The 24,886-nt window shown below is 61.3% G+C and carries 24 protein-coding genes; 10 read left to right on the top strand and 14 right to left on the bottom strand.

The window, feature by feature from the left end; all coding sequences use genetic code 11:
- The 5 genes from HYX42_RS17400 to HYX42_RS17380 are packed head-to-tail and all read left to right on the top strand — an operon-like array spanning position 1 to position 5,069.
- Positions 1 to 393, top strand: a complete 393-nt coding sequence (locus HYX42_RS17400) for a type II toxin-antitoxin system VapC family toxin (RefSeq protein ID WP_293405345.1) — start codon at positions 1 to 3, stop codon at positions 391 to 393.
- Positions 393 to 1,532, top strand: a complete 1,140-nt coding sequence (tgt, locus tag HYX42_RS17395) for a tRNA guanosine(34) transglycosylase Tgt (RefSeq protein WP_293405342.1) — start codon at positions 393 to 395, stop codon at positions 1,530 to 1,532. Before HYX42_RS17400 ends, tgt begins: the two co-directional genes overlap by 1 nt.
- Positions 1,529 to 2,779, top strand: a complete 1,251-nt coding sequence (locus tag HYX42_RS17390) for a glycosyltransferase family 9 protein (RefSeq protein ID WP_293405340.1) — start codon at positions 1,529 to 1,531, stop codon at positions 2,777 to 2,779. Before tgt ends, HYX42_RS17390 begins: the two co-directional genes overlap by 4 nt.
- Positions 2,776 to 3,291, top strand: a complete 516-nt coding sequence (locus HYX42_RS17385; RefSeq protein ID WP_293405338.1) for a GtrA family protein — start codon at positions 2,776 to 2,778, stop codon at positions 3,289 to 3,291. Before HYX42_RS17390 ends, HYX42_RS17385 begins: the two co-directional genes overlap by 4 nt.
- Positions 3,288 to 5,069, top strand: coding sequence for a glycosyl transferase (locus tag HYX42_RS17380; protein WP_293405337.1), 1,782 nt, complete (start codon positions 3,288 to 3,290; stop codon positions 5,067 to 5,069). Before HYX42_RS17385 ends, HYX42_RS17380 begins: the two co-directional genes overlap by 4 nt.
- 22 nt (positions 5,070 to 5,091) lie before the next feature.
- On the opposite strand, the gene HYX42_RS17375 is transcribed toward HYX42_RS17380, so the two are convergent.
- From HYX42_RS17375 to HYX42_RS17350, 6 genes are all read right to left on the bottom strand, one after another.
- A complete protein-coding gene (locus HYX42_RS17375; protein WP_293405335.1) occupies positions 5,092 to 6,219 on the bottom strand; it encodes a zinc ribbon domain-containing protein in 1,128 nt (375 codons plus the stop codon).
- Positions 6,220 to 6,291: 72 nt separating this feature from the next.
- Complete coding sequence (locus HYX42_RS17370) at positions 6,292 to 8,262, bottom strand: MFS transporter (protein ID WP_293405333.1); 1,971 nt, start codon at positions 8,260 to 8,262, stop codon at positions 6,292 to 6,294.
- A gap of 240 nt (positions 8,263 to 8,502) precedes the next feature.
- On the bottom strand, positions 8,503 to 9,798 hold the full coding sequence (locus HYX42_RS17365) for an FIST N-terminal domain-containing protein (protein ID WP_293405331.1): 1,296 nt from the start codon (positions 9,796 to 9,798) through the stop codon (positions 8,503 to 8,505).
- 78 nt (positions 9,799 to 9,876) lie between these two features.
- On the bottom strand, positions 9,877 to 10,740 hold the full coding sequence (locus tag HYX42_RS17360; protein ID WP_293405329.1) for a PhaM family polyhydroxyalkanoate granule multifunctional regulatory protein: 864 nt from the start codon (positions 10,738 to 10,740) through the stop codon (positions 9,877 to 9,879).
- A gap of 102 nt (positions 10,741 to 10,842) precedes the next feature.
- Positions 10,843 to 11,763 (bottom strand): 2-dehydropantoate 2-reductase, encoded by a 921-nt coding sequence (locus HYX42_RS17355; protein ID WP_293405327.1) that lies wholly within the window; start codon positions 11,761 to 11,763, stop codon positions 10,843 to 10,845.
- Positions 11,764 to 11,789: 26 nt separating this feature from the next.
- Positions 11,790 to 12,965: a mandelate racemase/muconate lactonizing enzyme family protein gene (locus HYX42_RS17350; RefSeq protein WP_293405325.1), complete on the bottom strand. Its 1,176-nt coding sequence runs from the start codon at positions 12,963 to 12,965 to the stop codon at positions 11,790 to 11,792.
- Positions 12,966 to 13,107: 142 nt separating this feature from the next.
- Here HYX42_RS17350 and HYX42_RS17345 point away from each other — a divergent pair, with 142 nt between their 5' ends.
- On the top strand, positions 13,108 to 13,521 hold the full coding sequence (locus HYX42_RS17345) for a VOC family protein (protein WP_293405323.1): 414 nt from the start codon (positions 13,108 to 13,110) through the stop codon (positions 13,519 to 13,521).
- A gap of 51 nt (positions 13,522 to 13,572) precedes the next feature.
- Here the strand turns inward: HYX42_RS17345 and HYX42_RS17340 are convergent, their stop codons facing one another.
- Together HYX42_RS17340 and HYX42_RS17335 are read right to left on the bottom strand one after the other, a co-directional pair.
- The gene (locus HYX42_RS17340; protein ID WP_293405320.1) at positions 13,573 to 14,457 is read right to left on the bottom strand and encodes a transporter substrate-binding domain-containing protein; all 885 of its coding nucleotides are present in this window, start codon (positions 14,455 to 14,457) and stop codon (positions 13,573 to 13,575) included.
- Positions 14,458 to 14,542: 85 nt separating this feature from the next.
- Positions 14,543 to 15,529, bottom strand: coding sequence for a fumarylacetoacetate hydrolase family protein (locus HYX42_RS17335; protein WP_293405318.1), 987 nt, complete (start codon positions 15,527 to 15,529; stop codon positions 14,543 to 14,545).
- Positions 15,530 to 15,664: 135 nt separating this feature from the next.
- Between HYX42_RS17335 and HYX42_RS17330 the strand changes: the two genes are divergently transcribed.
- The 4 genes from HYX42_RS17330 (at position 15,665) to HYX42_RS17315 (ending at position 19,109) form a co-directional block, all read left to right on the top strand.
- A complete protein-coding gene (locus HYX42_RS17330; RefSeq protein ID WP_293405315.1) occupies positions 15,665 to 16,507 on the top strand; it encodes an IclR family transcriptional regulator in 843 nt (280 codons plus the stop codon).
- A complete protein-coding gene (locus HYX42_RS17325; protein ID WP_293405313.1) occupies positions 16,504 to 17,589 on the top strand; it encodes a DUF3108 domain-containing protein in 1,086 nt (361 codons plus the stop codon). Before HYX42_RS17330 ends, HYX42_RS17325 begins: the two co-directional genes overlap by 4 nt.
- Positions 17,590 to 17,721: 132 nt before the next feature.
- Complete coding sequence (locus tag HYX42_RS17320; RefSeq protein WP_293405311.1) at positions 17,722 to 18,003, top strand: DUF3567 domain-containing protein; 282 nt, start codon at positions 17,722 to 17,724, stop codon at positions 18,001 to 18,003.
- 251 nt (positions 18,004 to 18,254) lie between these two features.
- Positions 18,255 to 19,109, top strand: a complete 855-nt coding sequence (locus tag HYX42_RS17315) for a ChaN family lipoprotein (protein ID WP_293405308.1) — start codon at positions 18,255 to 18,257, stop codon at positions 19,107 to 19,109.
- Positions 19,110 to 19,235: 126 nt separating this feature from the next.
- Here the strand turns inward: HYX42_RS17315 and HYX42_RS17310 are convergent, their stop codons facing one another.
- The 6 genes from HYX42_RS17310 to HYX42_RS17285 all read right to left on the bottom strand — a co-directional run bounded on the left by HYX42_RS17310 (position 19,236) and on the right by HYX42_RS17285 (position 24,886).
- On the bottom strand, positions 19,236 to 20,015 hold the full coding sequence (locus tag HYX42_RS17310; protein WP_293405306.1) for an SDR family oxidoreductase: 780 nt from the start codon (positions 20,013 to 20,015) through the stop codon (positions 19,236 to 19,238).
- 3 nt (positions 20,016 to 20,018) lie between these two features.
- Positions 20,019 to 21,059 (bottom strand): aromatic ring-hydroxylating dioxygenase subunit alpha, encoded by a 1,041-nt coding sequence (locus HYX42_RS17305; RefSeq protein ID WP_293405304.1) that lies wholly within the window; start codon positions 21,057 to 21,059, stop codon positions 20,019 to 20,021.
- A gap of 1 nt (position 21,060) precedes the next feature.
- Entirely contained in the window at positions 21,061 to 21,309 is a 249-nt protein-coding gene (locus HYX42_RS17300) for a recombinase-like helix-turn-helix domain-containing protein (RefSeq protein ID WP_293405302.1), read from the bottom strand.
- 133 nt (positions 21,310 to 21,442) lie between these two features.
- Positions 21,443 to 22,411, bottom strand: a complete 969-nt coding sequence (locus HYX42_RS17295) for a tripartite tricarboxylate transporter substrate binding protein (RefSeq protein WP_293405300.1) — start codon at positions 22,409 to 22,411, stop codon at positions 21,443 to 21,445.
- Between the two features lie 3 nt (positions 22,412 to 22,414).
- Positions 22,415 to 23,374, bottom strand: a complete 960-nt coding sequence (locus HYX42_RS17290) for a VOC family protein (RefSeq protein ID WP_293405297.1) — start codon at positions 23,372 to 23,374, stop codon at positions 22,415 to 22,417.
- A gap of 36 nt (positions 23,375 to 23,410) precedes the next feature.
- The gene (locus HYX42_RS17285; RefSeq protein ID WP_293405295.1) at positions 23,411 to 24,886 is read right to left on the bottom strand and encodes an aldehyde dehydrogenase; all 1,476 of its coding nucleotides are present in this window, start codon (positions 24,884 to 24,886) and stop codon (positions 23,411 to 23,413) included.

Below are 24,886 nucleotides of genomic sequence, written 5' to 3'. Positions count from 1 at the left end.
ATGCCCCGCAGCAAAACCGCAGCCGCAGCGCCGGCTGCACTCGACTCGTCCTGCTGGCTGGAATATTTCAGCGACTCTGCGCACGCAAAACGCTATGCGGAGCTGATCGAGAACACCGGGGCGCTGATTGTGCCCATCATGACCATCTATGAGGTCTACAAGGTTGCGTTGCGCGAGTTTGGCGCGGCCCACGCCAACCAGGCGGTTGCCCTGATGCGTGAAGGCGACGTGATCGATGTCAACCTGAACATCGCCCTGAGCGCAGCAGCCACCGGCCTGCCCATGGCTGACAGCCTGATCTACGCCACGGCACAGATGCGCGGCGCCACCTTATGGACGCAGGACCAGCACTTCGAAGGTTTGCCGGGCGTTAAATATTTTCCGAAGAACTGATGCTGAAATTTGACCTTCTCAAGACCGACGGCCATGCGCGCCGGGGCGCCTTGACCCTGAACCACGGCGTGGTGCAAACCCCCATATTCATGCCGGTAGGCACCTATGGCACGGTCAAGGGCGTGATGCCGCAGTCGCTGGAAGACATGGGCGCACAAATCATCCTTGGCAACACCTTTCATCTATGGATGCGGCCCGGGCTGGATGTGGTCAAGCAGTTCGGCGGCCTGCACCGCTTTGAAAGCTGGAACAAACCCATACTGACCGACAGCGGCGGCTTCCAGGTCTGGTCGCTGGGCGGCACCGACGGCAAGGGCCGCAAGATCACCGAGGAAGGCGTGAAGTTCTCGTCGCCGGTGAACGGCGACAAGCTATTTCTGACGCCCGAAGTCTCGATGCAGATCCAGACCATATTGAACAGCGACATCGTCATGCAGTTTGACGAGTGCACGCCCTACGACACGGCAGGCCACATCACGACCGAAGCCGAAGCGCGCACCTCCATGGAACTCAGCAAACGCTGGGCCAGCCGCTGCATGACGGAATTTACGCGGCTTGAAAACCCGAATGCGCTCTTCGGCATTGTGCAGGGCGGCATGTTCGAGAACCTGCGCCAGGAATCGCTGGACGCCCTGGTCGAACTCGACCTGCCCGGCTATGCCGTGGGCGGTGTCAGCGTGGGGGAGCCGAAAGAAGAAATGCAGCGCATCATGGCGCACACGCCGCACCGCCTGCCGGCACACAAACCGCGTTACCTGATGGGCGTAGGCACACCGGAAGACCTGGTCGAAGGCGTGGCCGCCGGTGTTGACATGTTCGACTGCGTGATGCCTACCCGCAATGCGCGCAACGGCCATATGTTCACGCGCTTCGGTGATTTGAAGATTCGCAATGCGCGCTACAAATCCGAAGACGCGCCTGTCGATGCGACCTGCACCTGCTACACCTGCAAAAATTTCAGCCGCGCCTACATGCACCACCTGGACCGCTGCGGCGAAATGCTGGGCCCCATGCTGTCCAGCATCCACAACCTGCACTATTACCTGAACCTGATGCAGGAAGTTCGCGATGCGCTCGACGCCGGAACCTTCGGTACGTTTGTGCAGCAATTCAAGGCTGACCGGGCGCGGGGCGTATGAATATAGACCTTCAGCGCTGGATAGACCGCTGGGTGGGCATACCACTGTGCGCGGCGGTGTCGCTGGTTGATGCCGTGATTCGCCCTTTCCGCCCATCGGGCCTGGCTGACAAGGCGCCGCGCGCCATCGTCATCATCCTGCTGTCCGAGATGGGCAGCCTGGTGCTGGCGCATGACATGTTCACGCGCCTGAAGACACGCTACCCCGATGCGGAACTGCATGCGCTGCTGTTCGACAAGAACCGCGAAATCCTGGACCTGATGCAGCTCATCAAGCCGGAAAACGTGCACACGGTAGATGACAAGTCCCTCAAGGGTTTATTCAGCAGCCTGTGGAAGGCCATCAAGGACCTGCGCCACGCGAACGTGGACGTGGCCATTGACTGCGAACTGTTTTCGCGCATCAGCAGCCTGCTGTCGTTTGCCAGCGGTGCATCAGTACGGGTCGGCTTTCACCGCCACACCCAGGAAGGCCTGTACCGCGGCTCGCACATCAACCGCCCTGTGCCCTACAACCCTTACCAGCACATCAGCGCACAGTTTTTGACGCTGGCCCGTGCGATTGACTCGACGGCGGTGCCCAAGTCCAAGCAGGCCATCACCTTGTCGGGCAAACCGCCGCCACACGTACAGCTCGATCCAGCGCTCAAGCCCGACATTGAACGCCGGCTGGCCAATGACTTTCCCGCCCTTGCCGGCAAGCCGCTGGTGCTGGTGTACCCGGGCGGCGGCATTTTGCCGATACGCGCCTGGCCGCTGGCCTCGTACACCGCGCTATGCGAAGGCCTGGTGGCAGACGGCTGTGCAGTCGCCGTCATTGGCCTCAAAGACGACCGCGCGCTGGCGCAGCAACTGGTTGCCAACATACAGGCCGCCGCACCGGGCAGCACCGCCATTGATTTGACCGGCTACACGCGCTCGATTGCCGAGTTGCTGGCCCTCTTTCATGTGGCGAAGCTCCTGGTCACCAACGATGGCGGCCCCGGCCAGTTTGCGGCGCTCACGCCCATCTGGACGCTGATGCTGTTCGGCCCCGAGACACCCGGCCTGTACGCACCGCTGACGCCACGCTGCCATTCGTTTTACAGCAGCTACCCCTGCTCGCCCTGTCTCACGGCCTATAACCACCGCTCGTCGTATTGCGATGGTGACAACCAGTGCCTGAAGGTGATAGCGCCGGGTGCGGTGCTGGAAAAGGCGCGTGAATACTTAAAGCATGACGGTGCTGAAAAGGCAATCGCCGCATGAGCGCCTTGAGGGACTTTGCCGAAAAGCTGATCGCCCTGCTGCCGCCAAAGCTGCAGCCCATGGCGCGCTGGCGTTTTATCCGTTTCGGGCTGGTAGGGGCCAGCGGCACGGTCATCAACATTGCGGTGCTGGCCTTCTCGCAGGAGTTTTTGTTCCAGCATATTGCCGACTCGCATGACCGGCTGAATTACTCCATTGCGCTGGCCATCAGCATCGCAACCATCAGCAACTTTTACTGGAACCGCCGCATGACCTGGCGCGACCGGCAGAACGCGGTGCAGCAATCCGCGCTGGTGCTGTTTGCCAAATACGTGATGGCTGCTGCGCTGTCCATCATCATCCAGTTTCTGGTGACGAAATGGCTGGCCGTTTACCTGCACTATGCGATTGCCAACATCATGGCCATCGCCCTGGCCAGTGCCTTCAACTTCCTGGCCAATGACAAGCTCACATTCCGGCGCCGCAAAAACGAGCCGCCAGACCCCTCGGATTCACCGCTCGGCAAACCATGAGCAGCCCTCAGCCATCGACGAGTCGCGTACCGGGGCACCTGATATGGCTGGGCCTGGCGTTGGTAGCGGCACTGGCCTACCTGTTCCAGCTGGGCGGTGACCACATCCCGCGCAATGGCGATGAGCTGGTCTACGCCCACATCGCACGCCTGACGGCAGAAAGCGGGCACTGGCTGCCACTGGTGAGCTCTTACGACTTCATGCGCAACACCAAGCCGCCCATGCTGTTCTGGCAGGCCATGGCGGCAGGCGGCTGGGGCGAGCACTGGACGCTGCTCCGGCTGCGTTTGCCCAGCGTGATTTACCTCTGGGCAACGGCGCTGGTGGTGGGCCTGCTCACATGGAGGATCGTCAAAGACACCGAGCCATTGCCCGGCGGAGGCACCACAAAACACACACACGCCATGTCGATGGGCGCGATTGCCGCCCTGGTCTTCCTGTGTTTCTTCAGCACTTACCGTTACGGCCGGCCCTACCTCACCAGTGCACCTGAAACCTTCTGGCTGGGCAGTGTGTTTTTTGCGATGGCCTGGTCGCCGGCAAAGTTGCTGGCTTCGCGCTGGAAATTTCCCGTACTTGCGGGCCTGGCGATAGGCATTGGCTGCCTCTACAAATCGTTTGCGATGGTTGCGCCCATCGGCCTCGCGCTGGCCCTGTGCTACCAGATCATCCACGCACGCCGCACGCCGCGGCAGATCGTCAGGCCCGGTCTGTTCGGTGATGTGATCAAGACCACTATCGTCTGCGCGCTGGCGCTCGCCGTGTTCAGTCTCTGGTTTGTGCTGGACCCTCTGCCGGGCGAAGTCTGGCGCGAGTTTGTCGTTGGCGAAAACGCTGGCAAGTTCAAGTCCGGCCCGTCCTACCTCTCGCTGGCATTCAGCGGCTCGGGCGGCGTACCCGTCATCCTGACCGGTTACTTCGTCAATGCGGGCCTGCTGTTTCCGCTGTCTGTTGGCGCCGCCTGGACGGCCTGGCGCAGCTACCGCGCCAGGCGCCAGACAGGCAAAAAAATCAGCGATGCAGAAAAAGTCATGTGGCTCTGGCTGCTGGCCCTGGCCCTTGTCTTCATGTTGCCCAGCCAGCGCTCTGCGCGTTACCTGATTCCCGCCATGCCGGCAGTGGCTGTGCTCATCGCGCTCTACTGGGAGCGGATCAGCCGCATATGGTTCAGCCTGACACTGGTCTTCGCCATATTGGGCGCGCTGGCCATGGCGTCAATTGGTTACGGCGCAGTGAAGGCCACGCAGGATGCAGGTGTGTATTCGCCACTGTTCTGGTTGCTGCTCGCACTGATGGTGCTGGCCAGCCTTGCAGGCATCGTCAAGAAGTCCTGGACGCAGGCGCTGACCCTGCCCTGCAGCTTTGCCTTTCTCATCGCAATGGCCTGGGTGACGGCCCCGTTCAACGGCCCCATCGGCCATTTCAAGAGCAGCACGGTGGCGCTGATGCAGGGGCAGACCGTGCGTGTGCCCAACAACTTCAACGGCCAGTTCGAGCGTTACCAGTTCCTGCTGACAGGTGCAAAAGTCGCGGCCTATGACGCCCCGCAGCCAGTGGATTACAGCGACGCCGACATAGCCAGACTTTTCGAAACGAGCCGCTATGTGCTGGTGCAGCGCAGGCTGGGCCAGCCGGCCTGCGCCAACTGCCGTGTCATCGATGTGCGCTGGGATATCCGTTCACGGCAGGACCCGAAAGAAGGCACCTGGGCGGCGCTCAAGACGCCTGACACCTTCTGGTATTCACGCGAGTACCTGGTCGAGAAAATGCAGCCCTGAGCGTTACTTGTCTTGAGTTGGCTCAGGTCGGCTGCGAGTCTCCGGGCAATTCAGGTGCACCGGTCTTTGTATTGGCAGCATCTGTTGCCTTCAGCAAAGGCGTCAGCAGTTTGCTGCGGTCTGCACTGCTGCCGCACGCATGGCAAAACTTGGCAAATGCACTTTTGCGTGCCTTGCACACGGTGCAGTGGTCGAAGAGGCCTATGCCGCAGTGCGGGCAGAAATCGATTCCCGTGTTCTTGAAGTCCACCGCACGCTCGCAGCCCGGGCACACACCTTTGGACAGACGCGTCAGCGCGGTGTCGTAACTGAGTTCTTCGCGGCGCTGCGCATCAGGCAACTGCTCGGCAAGTTTCTGTTTTTCAAGGTAGCGGTTCAGCGAGACGATGGCCTGCCGCCCCACCACCACCGTCACGATGATGCCGACGATGTAGCGCACATAACCGCCGTAACTCGGCAGGTAGGGCACCAGCTCAACGAAAAAGGCAAACAGCGCAAAGATGATGAAGCCCCACACAAATGGCCAGTACGTGGTCTTGCGCTTTTTTGCAAACAGCCCGCCGGCCACCACCAGCAGCGGAAGGGTGAGCGCCAGGCGGTACAGAAAAACGCGCAGTTCAATGCGCCTGTATTCGGCATTGAGCTTTTGCTGCGCGACGGCTTCCATATCGGCCAGCTTGCGGCGCTCACGCGTCACCGCCTGTCTGGCATCGAGTGCCGCCTGCTGCTGCGCCTCGACCGCGACGCCGGAGGCGCGCTCCTTCTCTTTCAATGCATCGAGCGCCCTGGTGCGTGCGATGAGTTCTGGGTCCTGGTCGGCCTGCTGGGTGGCACGCCGCGTGGACAGCCAGTTGTTGAAGGTCTCGCGGGCAGCAGCCGAGTCTGCCTGCGCGGCCTTGCGCTTGAGCAGCGCCTGCTCCAGCGCAGTGTCAGCATCCTGTCCTGCCTTTTCAGCTGCGCGGATGTTGTTGCGCGCCGGGACTGTGATGGTCGAATCCATATAGTCTTCAACCGACAGCTGCTTTTCGACTTTTGGAAGGTCGCCGACGACGGTGCCGCCCAGACCGATAAGAAAGCCGGCAAACACCAGGGCAACCAGCCAGAGGCCGCGGTGAAACCACTTTTCGGACAAGCGAAGTGCCTTGCTCATGAATATCTCCTGATTTCCGGATATGGGGAGTATTGCCTATGGGAGCGTGCCCACCATTGCCGCCGGCAAAGTTCAGGCTTCGAACAGCACGGCCACGGCCTCACGAAGGGCCTGCGGCTGCACATCTTTCGCGGCAACAGGCTTGCCCACATTCAGGCCCACACGGCTCCACACACCACGGCGAAACGGTTTGACCATGGCCACGCCCTTTTCAGCACGGCTGAAGAAGGAGCCCCACAGGTTGGTCAGGGCCATGGGAATCACCGGCATAGCGAGTCCGTCGCGTTCGGCGTTCTCGATAATTTTCATGATGCCACCCTTGAACTCCTGCAACTCACCATTTTTGGTGATGCCGCCTTCAGGGAAGATGGCCAGAAGGTCACCATCACGCAGCACCTTTGCTGCAGCCTCGAAAGCAGCTTCGTAAAGCGCCGGGTCTTCGGACTTGGGAGCAATAGGTATGGCCCTGGCCAGTCTGAAAAACCAGCCCAGCACCGGGGTTTTGAAGATGCGGTGATCCATCACGAAGTAGATGGGGCGCGGGCTGGCGGCCATCAGCAGAACCGGGTCCGCAAAACTCACATGGTTGCAGGTCAGCACCGCAGCGCCTGAGGTCGGTATGTTGTGGTCACCGGTGATGCGAAATCTATAGACCAGTCGCGACATCAGGAAAGCCACAAAACGCAGCAGGTATTCGGGCACCAGCATGAAGATGTAGAAAGCCACCACCGCATTGGCCAGGCCGACGAACAGGAATATCTGCGGCACCGTGAAACCCGCGCCCAGCAACGCGCCCGCGAGTATGGAACTCACGATCATGAACAGCGCGTTGAGGATGTTGTTGGCGGCGATGATGCGCGCGCGGTGCGTGGGCTGGCTGCGCAACTGGATCAGCGCATACATGGGCACGCTGTACAGGCCCGCAAACAGGCTGAGCAGGGCGAGGTCTGCCATCACGCGCCAGTGGTAATGCTGCGACAGGAAGACCCCCACGCCCATCAACCCGGCAGCAGGCATGCCACGTGAGGCGAAATAAAGGTCAATGGCAAAAACGCTCATGCCAATTGCGCCCATGGGCACCAGGCCGATCTCGACATGACGCTTGCTGAGTACCTCACACAGCAGTGAGCCCGTGGCAATGCCGATGGAAAACACCACAAGAAGGAGCGACGCCACATGCTCGTCACCATGCATTACGTCTTTGGCAAAACTGGGGAACTGGCTCAAAAACACTGCACCGAAAAACCACATCCAGCTGATTCCCAGCATGGAGCGAAACACGACCACGTTGTCCGCTGCCAGCTTCAGGTTGCGCCAGGTTTCAGTGACCGGGTTCCAGTTGATTTTCAGATGGGGATCGGTGGCAGGCGCCAGCGGAATGAACTGCGCAGCTGCGCGGCCTGCCAGAGCCAGCAGCACACAGCCCAGTGCCACATAGTGCGGGCCGACGCCAGGTATCGCCACAATCAGCCCGCCCACGATATTGCCAAGGAGGATGGCCACAAAGGTGCCCATCTCGACCATGCCGTTGCCACCAGTGAGTTCGCGTTCGTTCAGCGCCTGCGGCAGGTAGGCAAACTTGACGGGGCCAAACAGCGTGGAATGCAGGCCCATCAGGAAGGTGCAGGCCAGCAATACCGGCACCTGGTAATTGATGTTGCCGCTGACAAAGCCCGAAGCTGCCAGCAGCATGATGGCGATTTCAAGATTCTTGACAAAACGGATGACACGCGTTTTTTCAAACTTGTCGGTCAGCTGCCCGCTGGTGGCCGAAAAGAGCAGAAAGGGCAGGATAAACAGCGCCCCAATCACCAGCCCCGCCATGGCGGGCGGCAACCAGTTCACACTGAGCTGGTAGGTCACCATCACGGTGAAGGCAAACTTGAACAGGTTGTCGTTGGCTGCACCGGAGAACTGCGTCCAGAAGAAGGGCGCAAACCTGCGCTGGGCCAGCAGCGCGAACTGGTTGGGGTGCGTATGCGGGTCCAGTCCAATCGCCAGGTCCCTGGCCTGCCTTGTCCCGTTTGCATCGTCAACACTCATGGCTGTTTGTTCCGTTCAGAAAGGGGATGTGCCCGCCATCGCTTCACTGCGGCGAAAAGGCACGCAGCAAGGCGCAGGACAGGTGGAAGATGAGCAGTCTAGCGGGTCGGCGTCGTGAACATGGATGCCTGCGCTGTCACGCAACCGCCCGTGCACACGGCATCGCCGCTGTCTTTTGAACAGAAGGGATCCGCGTATGTCCGGCACGCAGCGGCCCGCGCCGCATTGCGCCGCAACATCTCAGGCCTCTTCCTTCGCGGTAAACACCGTCAGCACGCCGGTATAGCCATACAGATGGTGACGCGCAATTTCACCCCCTGCAAAAAACCCCACCAGCGGCACATCGCCCAGCGCGCGGCGGACAATCTGCAGCTCCGCACTGGGAGCACCAAAGTGCGGGCCACCGCGGCCCGAGCAGCTGACGTAAATCGCGCCCGCTATGCGTCTGGCTGCATGCGGTGCTGATTCAGCTTCAGGCGCGCTGAGGGCACTGGCGACTTCAAGCGTGACTTCTTCAGGCTCAAGCTCTTCGCGAATTTCAGCGCACACGCGTATCAGGTCGGCACGGGCGGCCTCGCGGTTGCGCTCGCAGAACGCCAGGGTCATGCCGACCGATGGCGCTTCGGCAATCGCAATGCCTTTGCGCGTGGGGTCAAGCCCGATGATGTGGCGCACCACCACTTCGGCACCAAACTGTCCGGCATGATGAATGTGCACGTCGTTGAGCCGGTCATCGGGATGACTGAGGCCAACCAGCGTGCTGCGCACTTTGGCCAGCGCTTCGCGCGGTTCGTCCAGCGACACACCCAGCTCGGCCAGCATGAGATCCAGCGCGGGCTGGCCGTCGAGCCCGGTCACGACATTGCCTTCACACGCGGTGATTTCATGGTTGCCCGATACAGGCTGGCAGCCCTGTGTGACGCGTGACATCAGCGCCATGCCGCCCGACATGTCGCGCGCAAAAGCCACACCACTCAGGCCGCCGCTGAACACACCGCTGGCCGCACCTTGGCCCTTGACGTTGCCATGACCGCTGAGTGCGAACTGCACCGTCGCCGACCGGCTTGATGCCAGCCCCCCAAACACATAACCGCTCTCGGTGCGCGCCGCCATCTCGGCAATCAGTTCTGCCACATCAGGCGTGCCCGCGTCGGCATGCACAAGCGCGGTATGCGCCTTGAAGCGATGGCTGGACGGCGGCAGCGGCGAGACACCTGAGAACACGCGGTACTGGTCATGCGGCAGCTCACACAACATCACCGCCAAAGCTGGCTCGTCAAAATATTCAACATTGTTGGACGCAATGCCCACACCGACAGTGCCGCTCCAGTCTGGCACCTCGGGCAATTCGGCGCTCAGGTGATCCAGGATATCCTGCGCATGCGCCGCATAGTGGTCGGTGATGTAGAGCAGGGCCAGTGTGGGCGCGGTGGCATAACCGGGCAGTGCCATGTAGGCGCGCAATTGCGCCAGCACAAGGCCGGCCGCCATCTGCCATTGCGGGTGAGTGGCGTGGCCGTAGGGGAAAAGTTTCATGATCTTGCCGGACTTGCCGCACTTGCGTTAAAGAGGACTACAGCCCCGGATTTTGCCTATGAACTTGTATCTGGGTAACTAGCGCGAGGTCTTTCTTGCGACCTTGCGCGGCGCAGCTTTTGTTTTGGGTTTGGCCCGCGATGCGGGCGTACGGGACGAGGCTGGCGCAGCAGCCAGCGGCGAGGGCCAGGCCTGACTGCTGCGCAGCGCAGAATTCATGGCCGCGCGCGCACCGCCAGCCACCGTCTTGCCCGCGCTTTCAGCCACGCCTCTCGCCATGCCCGTGGCGGTCTTCATGGCATCCCTGGCAAGACCCGTGGCCAGATTTTTGCCGGTGTTCAAGGCCGTCTTTTTGGCCGCGTCTTTCATCGCATCTGCTGCAATGGTCTGGAACTGCTGTGTCAGTGCACCCCACCACTGCATGGGGTCGACCACACCGCCGGGGGCGGGAGCAGCTGATTTCGCCTTCGTGGCTTTGGCCCTGGACGGTGCCGGTTTTTTATCTGCTTCTTTTTCTGATGAAAAACTGGTGGGCGGAATTTCCAGGCCCGCAAAGGTTTTGGCCTTCTCGGTCACACTCTGCACGCCGCTGGCCACGCTGTCAGCCACCTTGAGCTTGAAGGCATTGGCCACATCGCCCATGTTGAAGTTCATGCCCTTCAGGGTGGCCAGCGTCATCTTCTGCACTTCCAGCGCCTGTATGGTGGCCTTGAGCGCCATGGCATTCTGGTCAAGCCAGAACTGAACGGCCTTGAGCTCTTCAATGCGTTTGTCCAGCTCTTCAACATTGAGTGTGGGCGCAACCCAGTTGCCCAGGTTGGGCAACTGCGGGATTTTCTGGGCCGCGCTGCCTGCGGCCTGCGTGGCCAGGTTCTGCAAAAAATCAAAGCCGGGCACAAACTTGCCGAAGCCCGCGAAAGATGGATTGTCCGAGTCGCTCATGCTTGTCTCCTGGCGTGGTGTGCGCTGTTGAAGTTGTCTTTTTGTACTGCGCCTTCATTGTGCAGCGCCTGTGCAACCCGTCAACCCATTTTTGCCGGCGCATCAGAAATCACGCTCTTTCTGGCGCACCAGCGCCGTCAGCGAGGCGTTCACCGGTGCCGCCATGGCGCATTTGGCGGCCTCACGTGGCACGGCGCCGTTGATGACATCAATTTCGCTGCGCCTGCGCGCATCGTGGTCAAGCAATACGGAGGGGCGGGCATGGCGCACCCGCTCACCGAAGGCCCTCACAAAGGCCTCGGGGTCACTCACATGGATGGCAATGTTGCGGGCGCGCGCGACGTGCCAGGCCTCAAGCGACGCAGCCATGCCCAGTGGGCCTATGTCCGGGTCGTCCATCGCCTCACCCACCGTGAGGCCGGTGAGCGCACAGGGCGCGCTGAAAGCAACGTTGCAGATCAGCTTTTCCCATTGCATGGCGGCCACGTTGTCCGTGGCCTCGGCATTGAAGCCTGCCGCACGCCAGAGCGCAGCAACCTCCTCGACACGCGCCGCAGGCAGACCCGCATAAGCCCCCACCTTCACGGCATTCATGTTGTTGTGATGCGCGTGGCCGGGGCCGCGCATGGACGCGCCAAACGCGGCAGCAATGCCCACTGCCAGCCTGTCCTTGCCCACTGCCTCGGCAACGATGTCTGCGCTGCCCAGGCCGTTCTGTATGGTGAGCACCAGGGTGTCTGCACCCATCAGGGCAGCGGCAGTCCGGGCGGCATCGGCCACCTGTACGGCCTTGGCCGCCACGATGATGAGGTCCACCGCCCGCGCCGGCGCCTGGGCAGGGCTGAAGGCGCGCAGCTTCACCGTGCGGTCGCCACTGGCGCCTTCGATGCGCAGGCCCTTGTCATTGATCGCATCGACATGTGCCTGCCAGCCGTCGACCACCAGCACCTCATTGCCTGCATCGGCCATCAGGCCGGCGTAGACAGAACCCATTGCGCCGCACCCAACAATTGCCACTTTCATGACTGTCTCCGTTCGTATCTTTTTAATCAGGCCGTGAGCTGGCGTATGAAGGGCGCCAGCTCCGGTTTTTCTTCAAGCCCAAAGCCGGGCGCAGCGGTGGGCCGGACCAGCCCGCCACCCACCGCACAGCCCGCCGGGTAGCCGCCAAACGGCTGGAACACACCCGGGTAGGCCTCGCAACCGCCCAGCCCCAGCCCGACCGCGATGTGCAGGTTGATCAGGTGGCCGCCGTGCGGGTGCGCGTCTGTGCGGCTGAAACCACGTGACTCCATCAGCGAGAGCATGCGTCCGTATTCAATCAGCCCGTAGCTCAGGCCTGGGTCCATCTGGAACACATCGCGCCCCGGCCGCATGCCGCCGAACAGCAGCAGGTTGTTAACATCGGGCACCGAAAACAGGTTCTCGCCTGTGGCCACGGTGCCGCTGTAGGCTTCAACCACACGGCGATTCAGGTCGTAATCAAGCGGGTCACCGATCTCTTCATACCAGCGCAAGTCCAGCGGCTCCATGGCTTTTGCATAGGCCAGCGCCGTTTTTAGGTCGAAGCGGCCATTGGCATCAACGGCCAGCCGCCTGCCCTGCCCGGCGACATCCAGCGCAGCTTCAATGCGCGCCATGTCTTCTGCAAGCGATGCGCCGCCTATCTTCATCTTGAAGGCATCAAAACCCATGTCCTGGTAGGCGCGGAATTCATCGCGCAGGCGCTGCGTGCTGTCGTCGGGGTAGTAGTAACCGCCGGCTGCATAGACATGCACGCCATCAGTTTTGGCGTCAGTGCAGAAATGGCGCGCCACGGTTTGCCATGCCGGCTCATCCGCCAGTTTGGCGTTGATGTCCCAGAAGGCAAGCTCAAGCGCGCCTATGGCGGCCGCCCGGTCGCCATGGCCGCCGGGCTTTTCGTTTTTCAGCATCACCTGCAGCAGCTTCGGCACATCAAATGCGAGGCCAGTGGCATCAAGCAACCCTGCGGGGTCAGACCTGGCGGCAGCCATCACACGCGGGATGATGCGCTCACGCAGGATGCCGCCCTGCGCATAGCGGCCTATCGAATCAAAGGCCAGCCCGATGACGGGTTTGCCGTGGCGGACGGCATCGGTAAAAACAGCCACCAGCGAAATGGTGTGCTCTGAAAAATTCACCAGGGCATTGGCCACATTGCCCTGCAACTGCACGGAAAGCTCTCGTATATCGGTGATGCGCATGGTCTGCCAGGTTCTTCAACAACTCACGTGACTCCCTGTCAACCTTCCATCAGTGTCTCTTTTTTTAATTGGGTTGATTTTGCACTGCCTGCCACCAGGCCCGGCTTGCACGTGCAAGCGATGCCCTGATAAGCTGGCAAACATGAAAAGCCTGTTCCACTTTGCCTTCAATGTGCGTGACCTCGATATCGCCCGCCGCTTTTACGGCGGCGTGTTGGGGTGTACCGAAGGCCGCTCCACCGAAACCTGGGTGGACTTTGATTTTTTCAGCCACCAGATCTCGCTGCACCTGGGGGAACCCTTCAGGACCGAGCGTACCGGCCACGTGGGCGACAAGCTGGTGCCCATGCCGCACTTCGGGTTGGTGCTGGCCCTGCCCGACTGGCAGGCCATGGCCGAACGCCTGAAGGCTGCGAGAACAGAATTCGTCCTTGAGCCGCAGGTGCGTTTTGAAGGCCAACCCGGCGAGCAGTGGACCATGTTCTTCTGCGACCCTTTCGGCAACCCGCTGGAGATCAAGGGTTTCAAAAACCTCGACACCCTTTACGCCGCTTGAACCATCACCAAAGGTTCAAGCCCATGGCAGCGTCGGGATGCCGGCCGAAAGTTATCTGGCTGCGGCCAGCAAACTCCGCAGTTCGCGCGACATGGGCAGATCAAGGGCCCTGTTTTCCGGTGGTATCGGCCGGGTGAACCATTTCTCGTAAACCTCGGCGAACTGGCCCCCGCGCATGGCCTCCACAATCGACAGATCGACCAGCTTTTGCATTGCCGGGTCCGCCTTCCGGTAGGCGATGGCAATGGGTTCGGACGACAGGCGCTCGGGCAACAGCGTAAATTGCGCCGGGTCTTTCAGAGCCCGCAGGGCGTTGCTGAGCACTATGTCGTCGCGGGCATAACCATCGGCCTGGCCGAGCTGCAACTGGCTCATGGCGGCGTCATGTTCCAGCATGTTGGCAACCTGCCATTTCAGGCCGTTGGCTGCGGCGTAGGCATCCAGCGCACGTCTGGCAGTGCTGCCCCCGAGTTGCACCAGGTTTTTACCCGCCAGTTGCTGCACCGAGCCCAGCTTGTCGCTGCTGCGCACCAGCACGCGAACCGCCGCGAAATAGACAGGCGGTGAAAAGGCGACCAGCTTGCGCCTTTCAGGGGTATCGCTCAGGTTGGCGCACATCAGGTCAATCGCACCGTTTCTCAGCAGGTTGACAGCACGCCCGAGCTCTACCGACTGATACACCACACGCAGGTCTTTCGCACCTGAAGCGACGGCGATGCGTTCAATGATGGGCGCACACAGGTCAATGCTGTAGCCCAGTGCTTTCCCGCCGTTCGCAAACGAGAACGGAGATGCGTTGTCCAGGTAACCGACCACCAGCATGCTGCGGCTCTTCACCCTTTCCAGGGTGTTTTGCGCCCACGCAGCAGGCGCCAGCAGGGTGGTCAGAACCAGCATCGCCGCAAAATACCGAATCGATGGCCTGTCGTTTTTCATCGCGTCTCCGGGGCGGGCGACCGTTCGCCTGCAATAGGGCATTATTGGTTAACAGCCGCGCTGGCGTAAAGAGCGCACTGCAGGCTCAACCGTAACGGTTCACCACCTTCTGGTCAATCGCCCCAAACACCGACTGCCCGTCCCTGCCCCTGGCTTCGATGCGTATGGTGTCGCCGAACTTCATGAATTCTGTTTTTGGCTTGCCGTCCTCAATGGTTTCAATCGCGCGCTTTTCGGCGATGCAGCTGTAGCCATGGCTCCAGTCCTTGTTGCTCACGGTGCCCGAGCCAATCACGCTGCCGGCACGCACATTCCGTGTCTTGCAGATGTGGGCAATCAGCTGGCCGAAGCTGAAGGTCATCTCGGGGCCGGCTTCGCACATGCCGACCTTGCGACCGTTCCAGGTGCTTTGCAGGGTGAGGTGCAGGCGGCCGTCTTTCCAGGTGTCACCCAATTCGTCGAGCGTGACGGCGACAGGGCTGAAAGCCGTTGCGGGCTTGCTCTGGAAAAAACCGAAGCCTTTTGCAAGCTCGTCGGGAATCAGGTTGCGCAGGGAGACATCGTTGGCCAGCATGACCAGGCGTATGCCTTCGAGCGCCTGTTCGGGCGTGGCGCGCATGGGCACGTCGGCGGTGATCACTGCAACCTCGGCTTCAAAGTCGATGCCGTAGTCCTCACTGGCCACCACGACGTCATCGCAGGGGCCCATAAAGTCGTCGCTGCCGCCCTGGTACATCAGGGGGTCGGTGTAGAAAGATGCGGGCACCTCGGAGTTGCGCGCCTTGCGCACCAGTTCCACGTGGTTGATGAAGGCCGAGCCGTCGGCCCACTGGTACGCACGCGGCAGCGGCGCCATGCACTGCGCCGGGTCAAACGGGAATGCGTGCCGTGCCTTGCCGTTGTTGAGGGCCTGGTAAAGGTCTTCCAGTTGTGGAGACATAAAGTTCCAGTCGTCCAGAACCTGCTGCAATTTGCCGGCGATGCCCGTCGCATAATGGGCGGTCGAGAGGTCACGCGAGACCACAATCAGCTGGCCGTCACGTGATCCGTCTTTATAGGTAGCGAGTTTCATCAAAGTCCTGTCTGGCTGGATGTCAGCGTGATTTTGGGAGTCAGTCTATCAATATGCATGCCGCAACCCCTCGTCAGAGTTACGATAAGTGAAATTAATTTACCTAAATGTAATTCTCAATTCTAATTCAAGAGCATGAACAAGCGGGCGCAACCAGAAGATACAGACCTTGAGAGCGATGGGCCGCAGCGCGCCGGCATACAGTCGGTCGAGGTTGGCTTCAGCCTGCTGCAGGTTCTGGCCGCATCGGGCGGACCCTTGATGCTGCGCGACCTGGCTGCAGCCGCCGGCATGAATGCAGCCAAAGCGCACCGCTATCTGGTGAGCTTCCAGCGCCTGTCTCTGGTGGTTCAGGATGTCGGAACAACCCGTTACGACCTTGGTCCGGCGGCACTGAAGTTAGGGCTCGCCTCCCTGGCGCGCATTGACAGCGTGAAGCTGGCACGCCAGCGTATAGGCCCCCTGATGGAAGACATAGGCCAGACGCTGGCGCTGGCCGTCTGGGGTAACCAGGGGCCGACCATGGTGCACTGGGAAGAATCGCCACAGGCCATCACCGTGAATCTTCGACTCGGCGATGTCATGCCGCTGTTGTCTTCGGCCACAGGTTTGTGTTTTCTGGCCTTTGTGGGCCTGGGCCGCAAAACAGCCGGCGAGCGGCTCACCCTGTTGCTGAAAGATGAACTCGCTCGCACCCAGAAATCCGGACGCACCGACGTGCCCTCAAGCATGGCCGAAGTGACAAAAACACTTGAAGAGATCCGCGAGCGCGGCATCAGCCGCGTCATCAACACGCTGATGCCTGGCGTCGCCGGTTTTTGCGCGCCGGTGTTTGATGCCGACGGCCACATGGTGCTGGGCATGGTAGCGCTGGGCTCGCTGGCGAATTTTGATTCGGCATGGGACGGCCAGGTGGCGAAGCCTTTGAAAGCGGCGGCAACGCAGCTTTCTGCAGACCTTGGGTTCGTCGCCGCATGATGCGCAGCAAGGGCATGCCTTCCTGGCGGCAACTCGCGCTGCTGGCGCTCCTGGTTCTGGCCGTGCACCTGCTGGCGCTGAAGGCTGCACCCGGCAGTTTCGGCATGAAGCTGGACCCGGGCGTCGCCACGGCTGCATTTGAGACCCGCATGATTGAGCCAGAACGCCCGCCAGTGCCCGTTGCGCCGCTGCCGGCACCAGTTGCTGTCGTCAAACCCAAACCACCACCGCGCCCACGACCACCGCCAGTTGAGCGTCCGGCTGTGGTTGCCGAGGCGCCCGCGCCCCCCCCTGACGTGCAGGTCAGCGAACCCGAAAGTTCGCAAACCGCCCTGGCGACCCCCACCGCCCCGCCAGTCGCGATGCCCGCCGCATCACCAACAGTCGCGGCCAGTACCGCGACGCCTCCCGCAGGCCCGGCCACCACACTGGTCACGGCCATCAAGCTGCCGTCCTCGGTTGTGCTGCAGTACAAGATGACCGGTGGCTCCAAAGGGATGAATTACTACGCCAGCGCCGAACTGGGCTGGAAGGCAAATGTCGGTGAATACGACACCTACATGAAGGTCAGCGCCATGTTCCTCGGCTCACGCACCATGACGAGCGTGGGCAGCGTGACGGAGGCCGGTCTGGCACCCACGCGGTTTGCCGACCGCTTCAGGAGCGAGCAGGCCGCGCATTTCGACGCCGGAAAAAGAAAGATCACCTTCAGCGCCAACACGCCGGACGCGCCCTGGGTTGAGGGCGCGCAGGACAGGGTCAGCGTGTTCATGCAGCTGGCCGGCATGCTGGCCGCCAGACCCGGTGATTTCCCCCAGGGCAGCGAGGTCACGATCTACACCGTAGGCCCGCGCGATGCGGACACCTGGACTTTTGTGGTCGAAACTGAAGAAAAGCTGCAGTTGCCGGCAGGGGAGTTCGCCACGGTCAAGCTGACCCGCAAACCACGCCGCGAATACGACCAGAAAGTCGAGATCTGGTATGCGCCTTCACTGGGGTACCTGCCGGTGCGCAATCGAATCACGCAGCAAAATGGCGACTTCATAGACCAGAACCTGTCGGAGATCATCAGGCCGCTATAGGCCAAAGGTGTGCATTTTGGCTGCATACTGTGCATCACCTGACTCCAGATACCTTGATTTACATGGCCGCCCTTGAACTTGGCACCATCGTTGCTATCTCACTAGCAAGACCTCAACAAAAGGAAGCCCACCATGCAAATGCTTTATGACTCCGAATCCTTTGTGGTGGTGCAGATTCACGCCAACGCGCCTGAGGAGTCGGCCCCCGCACCCCAAGTGCCCGAACTTGAACGCCACGGCTTCGAGATCGTGGACAAGCGCTCTGGCAAAGAGGTTTACCTTGATGGATCATGGGCAGAGATGTTCCAGCAGCGCCTGAGCGCCTGGCAACAAAACACCCCTACCCAGCAGGAGATCGAAGACACGCTGGAAGGCTATAGCGGCCTGGCGAACACGCCAATTTCGCTGCACTGAGCGCCTGGAGCAGGTCAACGCTATTAATTCAGTAGCTGCTCACGTACGTATTTAAAGGGCTGCAGCCGATTTGAGGGGTAAAAAAGGCCATGTTTTGGCCTTTTTTGCGTTCTGCAGCCTGGTTTGGACGCTCGAACCTGCTCCAGAGACCAAAATGTTAAGTTCCATATTAACTTTTTGACGATTCAGGCCGACGCCACATGTTGCGCCAGCGCAGACAGGGCAGCCTCCGCAAGGCTTAGTATTCCGCCATGCATCCTTATTTTTCGATCAGTCACTGGTCACCGCTTGCCATCCTCGTACTTGTAGGGGCCTGCGCCAGCAAACCCGAAGCGCCCCTCATACGCCCACTGGACGCAACCATCGCCACAGCCACCGCTGCCCGCATTGACCCGTTGCTGCCCACCGATGTCCTGCTGATTGGCGAACAGCACGACGCCCCAGAGCACCAGCAAATCGAGCAGCAGGTGATTGCCCTGCTCGCCCAGCGTGGTGTACTGGCCGCTGTGGCGCTGGAGATGGCAGATGCCGGCCGCAGCACCGCGACCCTGCACCCCAGCTCCAATGAGCAGGAAGCCAAAAACGCATTGAGATGGAACGACAGGGCCTGGCCCTGGGAAGCCTACGGCCCTGCGGTGATGACGGCGGTGCGTGCCGGTGTGCCGGTGCTGGGCGCCAACCTGCCGCGCGACCGGATGCAGCCCAGCATGGCTGACAGCAAGCTCGACGGCCAGTTGCCCGGCCCGGCGCTGAAAGCACAACAGCAGGCGATACGGCTGGGCCACTGCAACCTGCTGCCGGAAAGCCAGATCACGCCGATGACACGCATTCAGATTGCCAAGGACATCAGCATGGCCAACACCCTGGGACAGGCGTTGTTGCCGGGCAAGGTGGTGGTGTTGCTGTCAGGCAGCGGCCACGCCGATAAAAACCTGGGGGTGGCGCAACACCTGAAAGCCGATATCAAAAGCAAAACCTTGCGGCTGCACGCAGGCCCGGTGACCGACGCTGAAAAAGCAGAGGTGTTTGATGCGCTCTGGTTGACGCCTGCGCTGCCCGAGAAGGACTACTGCGAGGAGTTTAAAAAGCAGACGGGCGGGAAATAAGAGCCATGCGGGCTGTCATCCCGGGCTTGACCCGGGATCCATGACTTCAGGGTTTCTGGGTCTCGGGATTCGGATTCATGGATTGCGGATCGAGTCCGCAATGACAAGAAAAGAGACAGGGCGAAATCACCAGGCGCCGGAGAAAGAACCGCCATCCATCAGCAAATTTTGTCCATTGATGTAGCCCGAGTTAGCACCGCATAAAAAAGCACAGGCCTGGCCAAACTCTTCTGGCCGGCCAAAGCGGTGCGCCGGGTGTTTGGCCAGGCGCTTTGCCTTCACTTCTTCAACACTCGCGTTTTCACGCTTTGCCTGCGCAGCGAAATTGCCCGCCAGACGGCTGGTATCAAAGGTGCCGGGCAGGATGTTGTTGATGGTGACATTGCGGGCCACCGTGCTGCGCGCAAGCCCGGCCACAAAACCTGTCAGGCCGCTGCGGGCACCCGTGCTCAGGCCCAGCGCATCAATGGGTGATTTGACGGAGCTTGACGTGATGTTGATGATGCGGCCAAAACCGCGCGCCATCATGCCGTCGACCGTGCGCTTGATGATCTCTATGGGGCTCAGCATGTTGGCGTCCAGCGCAGCCAGCCAGGCATCGCGATCCCAGTTGCGAAAGTCGCCAGGCGGCGGGCCGCCTGCATTGGTCACCACGATGTCAAAGTCCGGGTGCGCAGCAAAAATGCGCGCCCGCCCTTCTGCGGTCGTGACATCAGCGGCCACCCACGACACCGGTGCTTTCAAGATCGCCGCCAGCTTTGCTGCAGCCTCTCTCAAAGTAGCTTCGGTGCGCGCAGCCATCACCACTTCAACGCCCTCTTTCGCCAGCGCTTCGGCGCAGGCAAAACCAAGGCCGGCGCTGGCGCCACAGACCAGCGCCTTGCGGCCGGCAATGTCGAGGTCCATCTTTTACTTCGCTGCCGTGAGTTGCTTCAGCGCCATGTTCTGCATGGTCTTGCGCAGGCGTGACAGGCCGATGTCGTGCTCGTACAGGTGCTCGCGCTGGTTGGCATCGGGCTCCATGGTCTCCAGCATGACGCGGTCCTGCTCCAGCACCACCCAGTGGCGCTGCTCAAGCCGGTTGCGGTACAGAAAACGCCACACATCGCGCTGCCAGCCGCTGACCTTGCGGCAGCGCCAGAAGAAGACGACCGACAGCTGCGGGCTCACCGGTGTGTAGCTCCCGATAACGGTAAAGCTGCCGCCGGGGCCGCCGGTTTTTGGATAGGGAATCGCCAGGCGCATCCACTGCGTGCCGGTGTCGCCCCACTCGGTCCAGTCGAAGTTCACATCGCGCTGGCCGTCTTTTTCAAACATGAAACCGCTGTCGGTCTTGCGCAGCTTGAACTTGGCGCTGATGTCGCCTTCGCTCATGGAATGCGACTGCTTGTGCACAAAACTGCCGTGCATGGGGTCCATCACGTTGTCGGCCACATAACGGTAGTCGCCGCGCCACTCGACGTAGCAAAGGAAAGAGCTCCACTCGGGGCTGCTGATTTCTTCAGGCAGATTCAGTGGCGGCGGTGTCTCGACATGGTCGCGGCTGTTGTAGATCCAGATCGACTCTGCAGCCTCGATGACGTGGAAGGACCGCGTCGCGCGCGAGCCTTCAAGCGTGCAGCCGGGGCTGGCGGGTACCTTGGTCACGGTACCGTCGCAGCGCACTTCAATGCCGTGGTACGGGCAGGCCAGGCGGTCGCCCAGGTTCACACCCATGGACAGCGGCGCACCGCGGTGCGGGCAGTGGTCTTCCAGCGCATGGGCCTTGCCATTGGCATCGCGCCAGACAGCAATCTTGTAGCCCAGGCGGCGCATGGAGACCGGGCGCTCTTTTACAAAGTGCGACGGGCAGATGGGGTACCAGAGGTCATAAAGGCCGCGCTCAAGCAGCTTGTCGACATCGGCAGCTGTTGGCGTGGGGGTGGTTGGGGTTGCGGTAGCTGTGGTCATGTCACTCTCCCAGTGTCTTCATGAGGGTCTGGAACGATTCGGCAGTCCAGGGTTGGCCATTGGGTCCCAGCGGCCCGCCCTTGTTCAGGTGCTCGACCAGCGCATCCAGCTCCCAGTGGCCCGCGGCAAAACCGCGCTCGATGGAATCACCGAGCAGGTCTTCGAACGTGGTGGGCGGACGCTGACGCGCCTGGTGCGGCTGCAGATAACGCTCCTGCAGGGCGTTGATGGGAATGCTGTTCATCGTCATGGTGGGTTCTCCTGGAAAAGTACTAACGATCGACTCCGTTTTCAGGTCGGTCCGGGACTAGGCGCGAGCCGCAGACAGTGCTGCAGCACGGCAAGGCGAAGTAACGACGTCCTGGATTGACATGGAAGCGGAGTCATTCCGCAACGATGTTGCGGGCTTTAATGATCTTTGCCCATTGCGCAGTTTCGACGCGCATGTAGGTTGCGAATTCGGCGGGCTTCATCAGGGTCTCAGTGAGGCCCTGAGCCTTGAGCTGTTCGCGCACGGCCGGCTGGCCAAGAATATCTGCCGCGTCTTTCGCCAGGCGCTCCGCCACGGCGGCGGGCGTGCCCGCTGGCGCGAGCAGGCCGTACCATGAAGTCACCACCACACCGTTAATGCCCTGCTCTGCGAGCGTCGGAATGTCGGGTGCGCTGGAGCTGCGTGCCGACTCGGTCGTACCAAGCGCCAGCAGCTTGCCGCTCCTGATATGCGCCAGCGTGGCCGGCAGGTTGCTGAACATCAACGGCACCTGACCGCCCAGTACGTCGTTGAGCGCCGGGCCTGTGCCCTTGTAAGGCACATGCAAAAGGTCGACATCGGCCTGCTGCTTGAACAGTTCCCCCGCCAGATGCAGCCCGCTGCCGATGCCCGGCGAGGCGTAGGCCAGCTTGCCGGGTCTGGCTTTGGCCATGGCCACCAGCTCTTTGGCATTCTTCACGCCCAGCGACGGGTTGGCCACCAGCACATTGGGTGCCTTCGCCAGCATCGTGATGGGCACAAAATCGCGTTCGATGTTGAACGGGAAGTTGGGCATCAGGGTCGGGTTGATGGTCAGGTTGCCGGCAGGTACCACCAGCAGCGTCTGGCCATCGGGCCTGGCGCGCCTGACCTTTTCGATGCCGATATTGCCGGCCGCGCCTGCGAGGTTTTCAACCACTGCACTTTGTTTGTAGCGCTCCGTCAAACCCGCAGCAAGAATGCGTGCCAGCGAATCAATCGGGCCTCCCGGCGGGAACGGCGCGACGATGCGAAAGCCCTCGCCGCCCGGACCCTGGGCGCGCACGTGACCAGCCACTGCGGCCAGTGCTGCCACGGTCAAGAGAGCGGCGCGCCTTTGCATGATTTATCGCTTTTCGGTGAGAAAACCGGTACCGACCTCAACCTTGGGCTGGCGCCGCGTGTTGCCGTCAATGCCGCCGTCAATCGCCCATTCGGCAAAGGCGGTCGGGCTGGGTGCAAACTCGCGCGGCACCCAGTTTTCAGTCAGGTGGTCTTCGTCGGCGTTGTATTCGATCAGGCCGCCGCAGGGATTTTCGAAGTACCAGAAGATGGCAGACGAGATTGGGTGCTTGCCGGGGCCGAGTTGCGTCTTCCAGCCCTTGCGGCTCATGTTCATGCCGCCGCCAAACACTTCATGGATGTCGCGTACCGTGAAGGCCACATGGTTGAGGCCGGCAGGCTTGTTCGGCAACTGCAGCAAAAAGATATCGTGATGGCCGCCAACGGCCGAGCAGCGCATGAAAACGCCACGGCCGGGGTAGCGGTCAGAGGTCTTGAAACCCAGGCTTGCATAAAACGCCTCGGCCTCTTCAATCCTGTCAGTAAAGAACACCACATGGCCGATCTCTATGGGCTGTGCGGCTTCGTAAATCGGCGAGGGTTTGTCGATACGGCTGACATTGCCCCAGGCATTGGTGCCAATGCCCTTGATATCAATGGCGCGCTTGGCACTCTTTTGAAAGACGACGCGCAGGCCATGCGGGTCCAGCGCCCGGACAGTGCCGTTGACGGCGCGTTTGTCTTCAAACCCCCTGACACCCGCCAGGCTGGCAGCAATGGCGGCAAGCCGCGCATCGTCCTGCACACCCCAGACCACTTCACGCAGCGTCGGGCCGCTTTCCATGGGCGGCGGCAGCGATGCGTCATCGGTGCGGCGCACGTAAACGAAGGAGCCGTTCAGGGTTTCCCAGGTCTGCAGTTCATTCGACTGGCCGACGTTCTTCAGTCCCCAGTCACCCAGAAAGCGGGCGGCCTCGTCCCACGCGTCGGTGGAATAGGTGATGGCGTCAATACCTTCAATCATGTGTTACCTCAATATGTTTACTGCACATCACGCTCATCACATGGTGGCCCAGGGCATGGGTGCCTCGTTGGTGCCCCAGTAATAGCTCTTTTGCGTGGTGTACTCAAGAATGCCGAGCCGGCCTTTTTCGCGGCCGGTGCCGCTCATCTTCACGCCGCCAAACGGCGTGCTGGTGGAGAAGACCTTGTAGGTGTTGACCCAGACCGTGCCTGTCTGCAGGGCGCGGCCCAGACGCCAGACGGTTTTGTAGTCTTTGGTCCAGATACCGGATGCGAGACCATAGACGTTGTCATTGCACTGCGCAATCAGGTCGGCCTCGTCGCTCCACGGCAGCATGGCCAGCACTGGGCCGAAGATTTCTTCCTGGCACATGCGGGCGCTGTTGGGCAGGCCTTCCATGACGGTGGGCGTGTAGTAGCTGCCCTTATCAAAGGTCGCGCCCTGTGGACGCACACCGCCGAACAAAACCTTTGCGCCTTCGTCGATACCGAGCTGCACGTATTTTTCAACCGAGGCACGGTGGCTCTGGCTGACCAGGGGGCCCATCTGCGTGTTCTCGCTGATGGGGTCACCCACGCGCAGCGCCTTGACGCCGGCCAGCAGGCGCGACTTGAATTCGTCGTACACGCTGGCGTGGATGAAGGCGCGTGAACCAGCGATGCACGACTCGCCAGACGAGCTGAAGATGCCATAGAGCACACCGGCCACGGCGTGGTCCAGGTCGGCATCGGCACAGACAATGGTCGGCGACTTGCCGCCCAGCTCAAGCGAGGTGGGCATGAGTTTTTCGGCACCTATGCGCGCGATGCCCATGCCGACGTTGGTACCGCCCGTGAAGGCTATGCGCCTGATGAGCGGGTGCCGCACCAGCGCTTCACCGACGATGGAACCCTTGCCCGGCAGCACGCTGATGATGCCATCCGGCACACCGGCTTTTTGGGCAATGTCCGCCAGTTCAATCGCCATACGCGGCGTGATTTCTGCAGGCTTGAAAACCACGGCGCAACCGGCCGCCAGAGCCGGAGCGAGCTTCTGCGCCTCGCTGGCAATCGGCGAATTCCACGGCGTGATGGCACCGACCACACCCAGCGGCTCATGCAAGCTCATGGTCACATAGTCGCCGCGCGATGGGGTAATCGCATCTTCATGCGTCTCACAGGCCGCTGCAAAAAACTGGAAGGTACCTGCAGCACTGGCCACCAGCGCACGCGTCTCCCTGATGGGCTTGCCGTTGTCCAGGCGCTGCAGCTGGGCCAGTTCTTCGCCGCGCTCGCGTATGCCTGCGGCAATGCGGTGCAGCATGCTGGCGCGCTCATGCGGCTTCAGGTTGGCCCACTCGGGCTTCATGCGGGCCTTTTCAGCAGCCTGCACGGCCTCGTCGACATCGGCGGCAGTGGACGCGTTGAGCGTGGCCACCACGCTGCCATCGTGCGCATAGTCTGTTGTGTAAGACGGTCCGGACGCATCACGCCACTGGCCGGCAATCAGGGATTTCAGGTGGGGTGTGGTCAT

The sequence above is a fragment of the Polaromonas sp. genome, from assembly GCF_016185115.1.
Classification (GTDB): domain Bacteria; phylum Pseudomonadota; class Gammaproteobacteria; order Burkholderiales; family Burkholderiaceae_C; genus Polaromonas.
The sequence above is the reverse complement of the archived record's forward strand: the minus strand, read 5'-3'. Positions and strand labels throughout refer to the sequence as shown.

Excerpts from the sequence above, each read along its gene's own strand:
- HYX42_RS17400 (WP_293405345.1), top strand. The coding sequence starts at position 1 with ATGCCCCGCAGCAAAACCGCAGCCGCAGCGCCGGCTGCACTCGACTCG.
- tgt (WP_293405342.1), top strand. The coding sequence starts at position 393 with ATGCTGAAATTTGACCTTCTCAAGACCGACGGCCATGCGCGCCGGGGC.
- HYX42_RS17390 (WP_293405340.1), top strand. The coding sequence starts at position 1,529 with ATGAATATAGACCTTCAGCGCTGGATAGACCGCTGGGTGGGCATACCA.
- HYX42_RS17385 (WP_293405338.1), top strand. The coding sequence starts at position 2,776 with ATGAGCGCCTTGAGGGACTTTGCCGAAAAGCTGATCGCCCTGCTGCCG.
- HYX42_RS17380 (WP_293405337.1), top strand. The coding sequence starts at position 3,288 with ATGAGCAGCCCTCAGCCATCGACGAGTCGCGTACCGGGGCACCTGATA.
- HYX42_RS17375 (WP_293405335.1), bottom strand. The coding sequence starts at position 6,219 with ATGAGCAAGGCACTTCGCTTGTCCGAAAAGTGGTTTCACCGCGGCCTC.
- HYX42_RS17370 (WP_293405333.1), bottom strand. The coding sequence starts at position 8,262 with ATGAGTGTTGACGATGCAAACGGGACAAGGCAGGCCAGGGACCTGGCG.
- HYX42_RS17365 (WP_293405331.1), bottom strand. The coding sequence starts at position 9,798 with ATGAAACTTTTCCCCTACGGCCACGCCACTCACCCGCAATGGCAGATG.
- HYX42_RS17360 (WP_293405329.1), bottom strand. The coding sequence starts at position 10,740 with ATGAGCGACTCGGACAATCCATCTTTCGCGGGCTTCGGCAAGTTTGTG.
- HYX42_RS17355 (WP_293405327.1), bottom strand. The coding sequence starts at position 11,763 with ATGAAAGTGGCAATTGTTGGGTGCGGCGCAATGGGTTCTGTCTACGCC.
- HYX42_RS17350 (WP_293405325.1), bottom strand. The coding sequence starts at position 12,965 with ATGCGCATCACCGATATACGAGAGCTTTCCGTGCAGTTGCAGGGCAAT.
- HYX42_RS17345 (WP_293405323.1), top strand. The coding sequence starts at position 13,108 with ATGAAAAGCCTGTTCCACTTTGCCTTCAATGTGCGTGACCTCGATATC.
- HYX42_RS17340 (WP_293405320.1), bottom strand. The coding sequence starts at position 14,457 with ATGAAAAACGACAGGCCATCGATTCGGTATTTTGCGGCGATGCTGGTT.
- HYX42_RS17335 (WP_293405318.1), bottom strand. The coding sequence starts at position 15,529 with ATGAAACTCGCTACCTATAAAGACGGATCACGTGACGGCCAGCTGATT.
- HYX42_RS17330 (WP_293405315.1), top strand. The coding sequence starts at position 15,665 with ATGAACAAGCGGGCGCAACCAGAAGATACAGACCTTGAGAGCGATGGG.
- HYX42_RS17325 (WP_293405313.1), top strand. The coding sequence starts at position 16,504 with ATGATGCGCAGCAAGGGCATGCCTTCCTGGCGGCAACTCGCGCTGCTG.
- HYX42_RS17320 (WP_293405311.1), top strand. The coding sequence starts at position 17,722 with ATGCAAATGCTTTATGACTCCGAATCCTTTGTGGTGGTGCAGATTCAC.
- HYX42_RS17315 (WP_293405308.1), top strand. The coding sequence starts at position 18,255 with ATGCATCCTTATTTTTCGATCAGTCACTGGTCACCGCTTGCCATCCTC.
- HYX42_RS17310 (WP_293405306.1), bottom strand. The coding sequence starts at position 20,015 with ATGGACCTCGACATTGCCGGCCGCAAGGCGCTGGTCTGTGGCGCCAGC.
- HYX42_RS17305 (WP_293405304.1), bottom strand. The coding sequence starts at position 21,059 with ATGACCACAGCTACCGCAACCCCAACCACCCCCACGCCAACAGCTGCC.
- HYX42_RS17300 (WP_293405302.1), bottom strand. The coding sequence starts at position 21,309 with ATGACGATGAACAGCATTCCCATCAACGCCCTGCAGGAGCGTTATCTG.
- HYX42_RS17295 (WP_293405300.1), bottom strand. The coding sequence starts at position 22,411 with ATGCAAAGGCGCGCCGCTCTCTTGACCGTGGCAGCACTGGCCGCAGTG.
- HYX42_RS17290 (WP_293405297.1), bottom strand. The coding sequence starts at position 23,374 with ATGATTGAAGGTATTGACGCCATCACCTATTCCACCGACGCGTGGGAC.
- HYX42_RS17285 (WP_293405295.1), bottom strand. The coding sequence starts at position 24,886 with ATGACCACACCCCACCTGAAATCCCTGATTGCCGGCCAGTGGCGTGAT.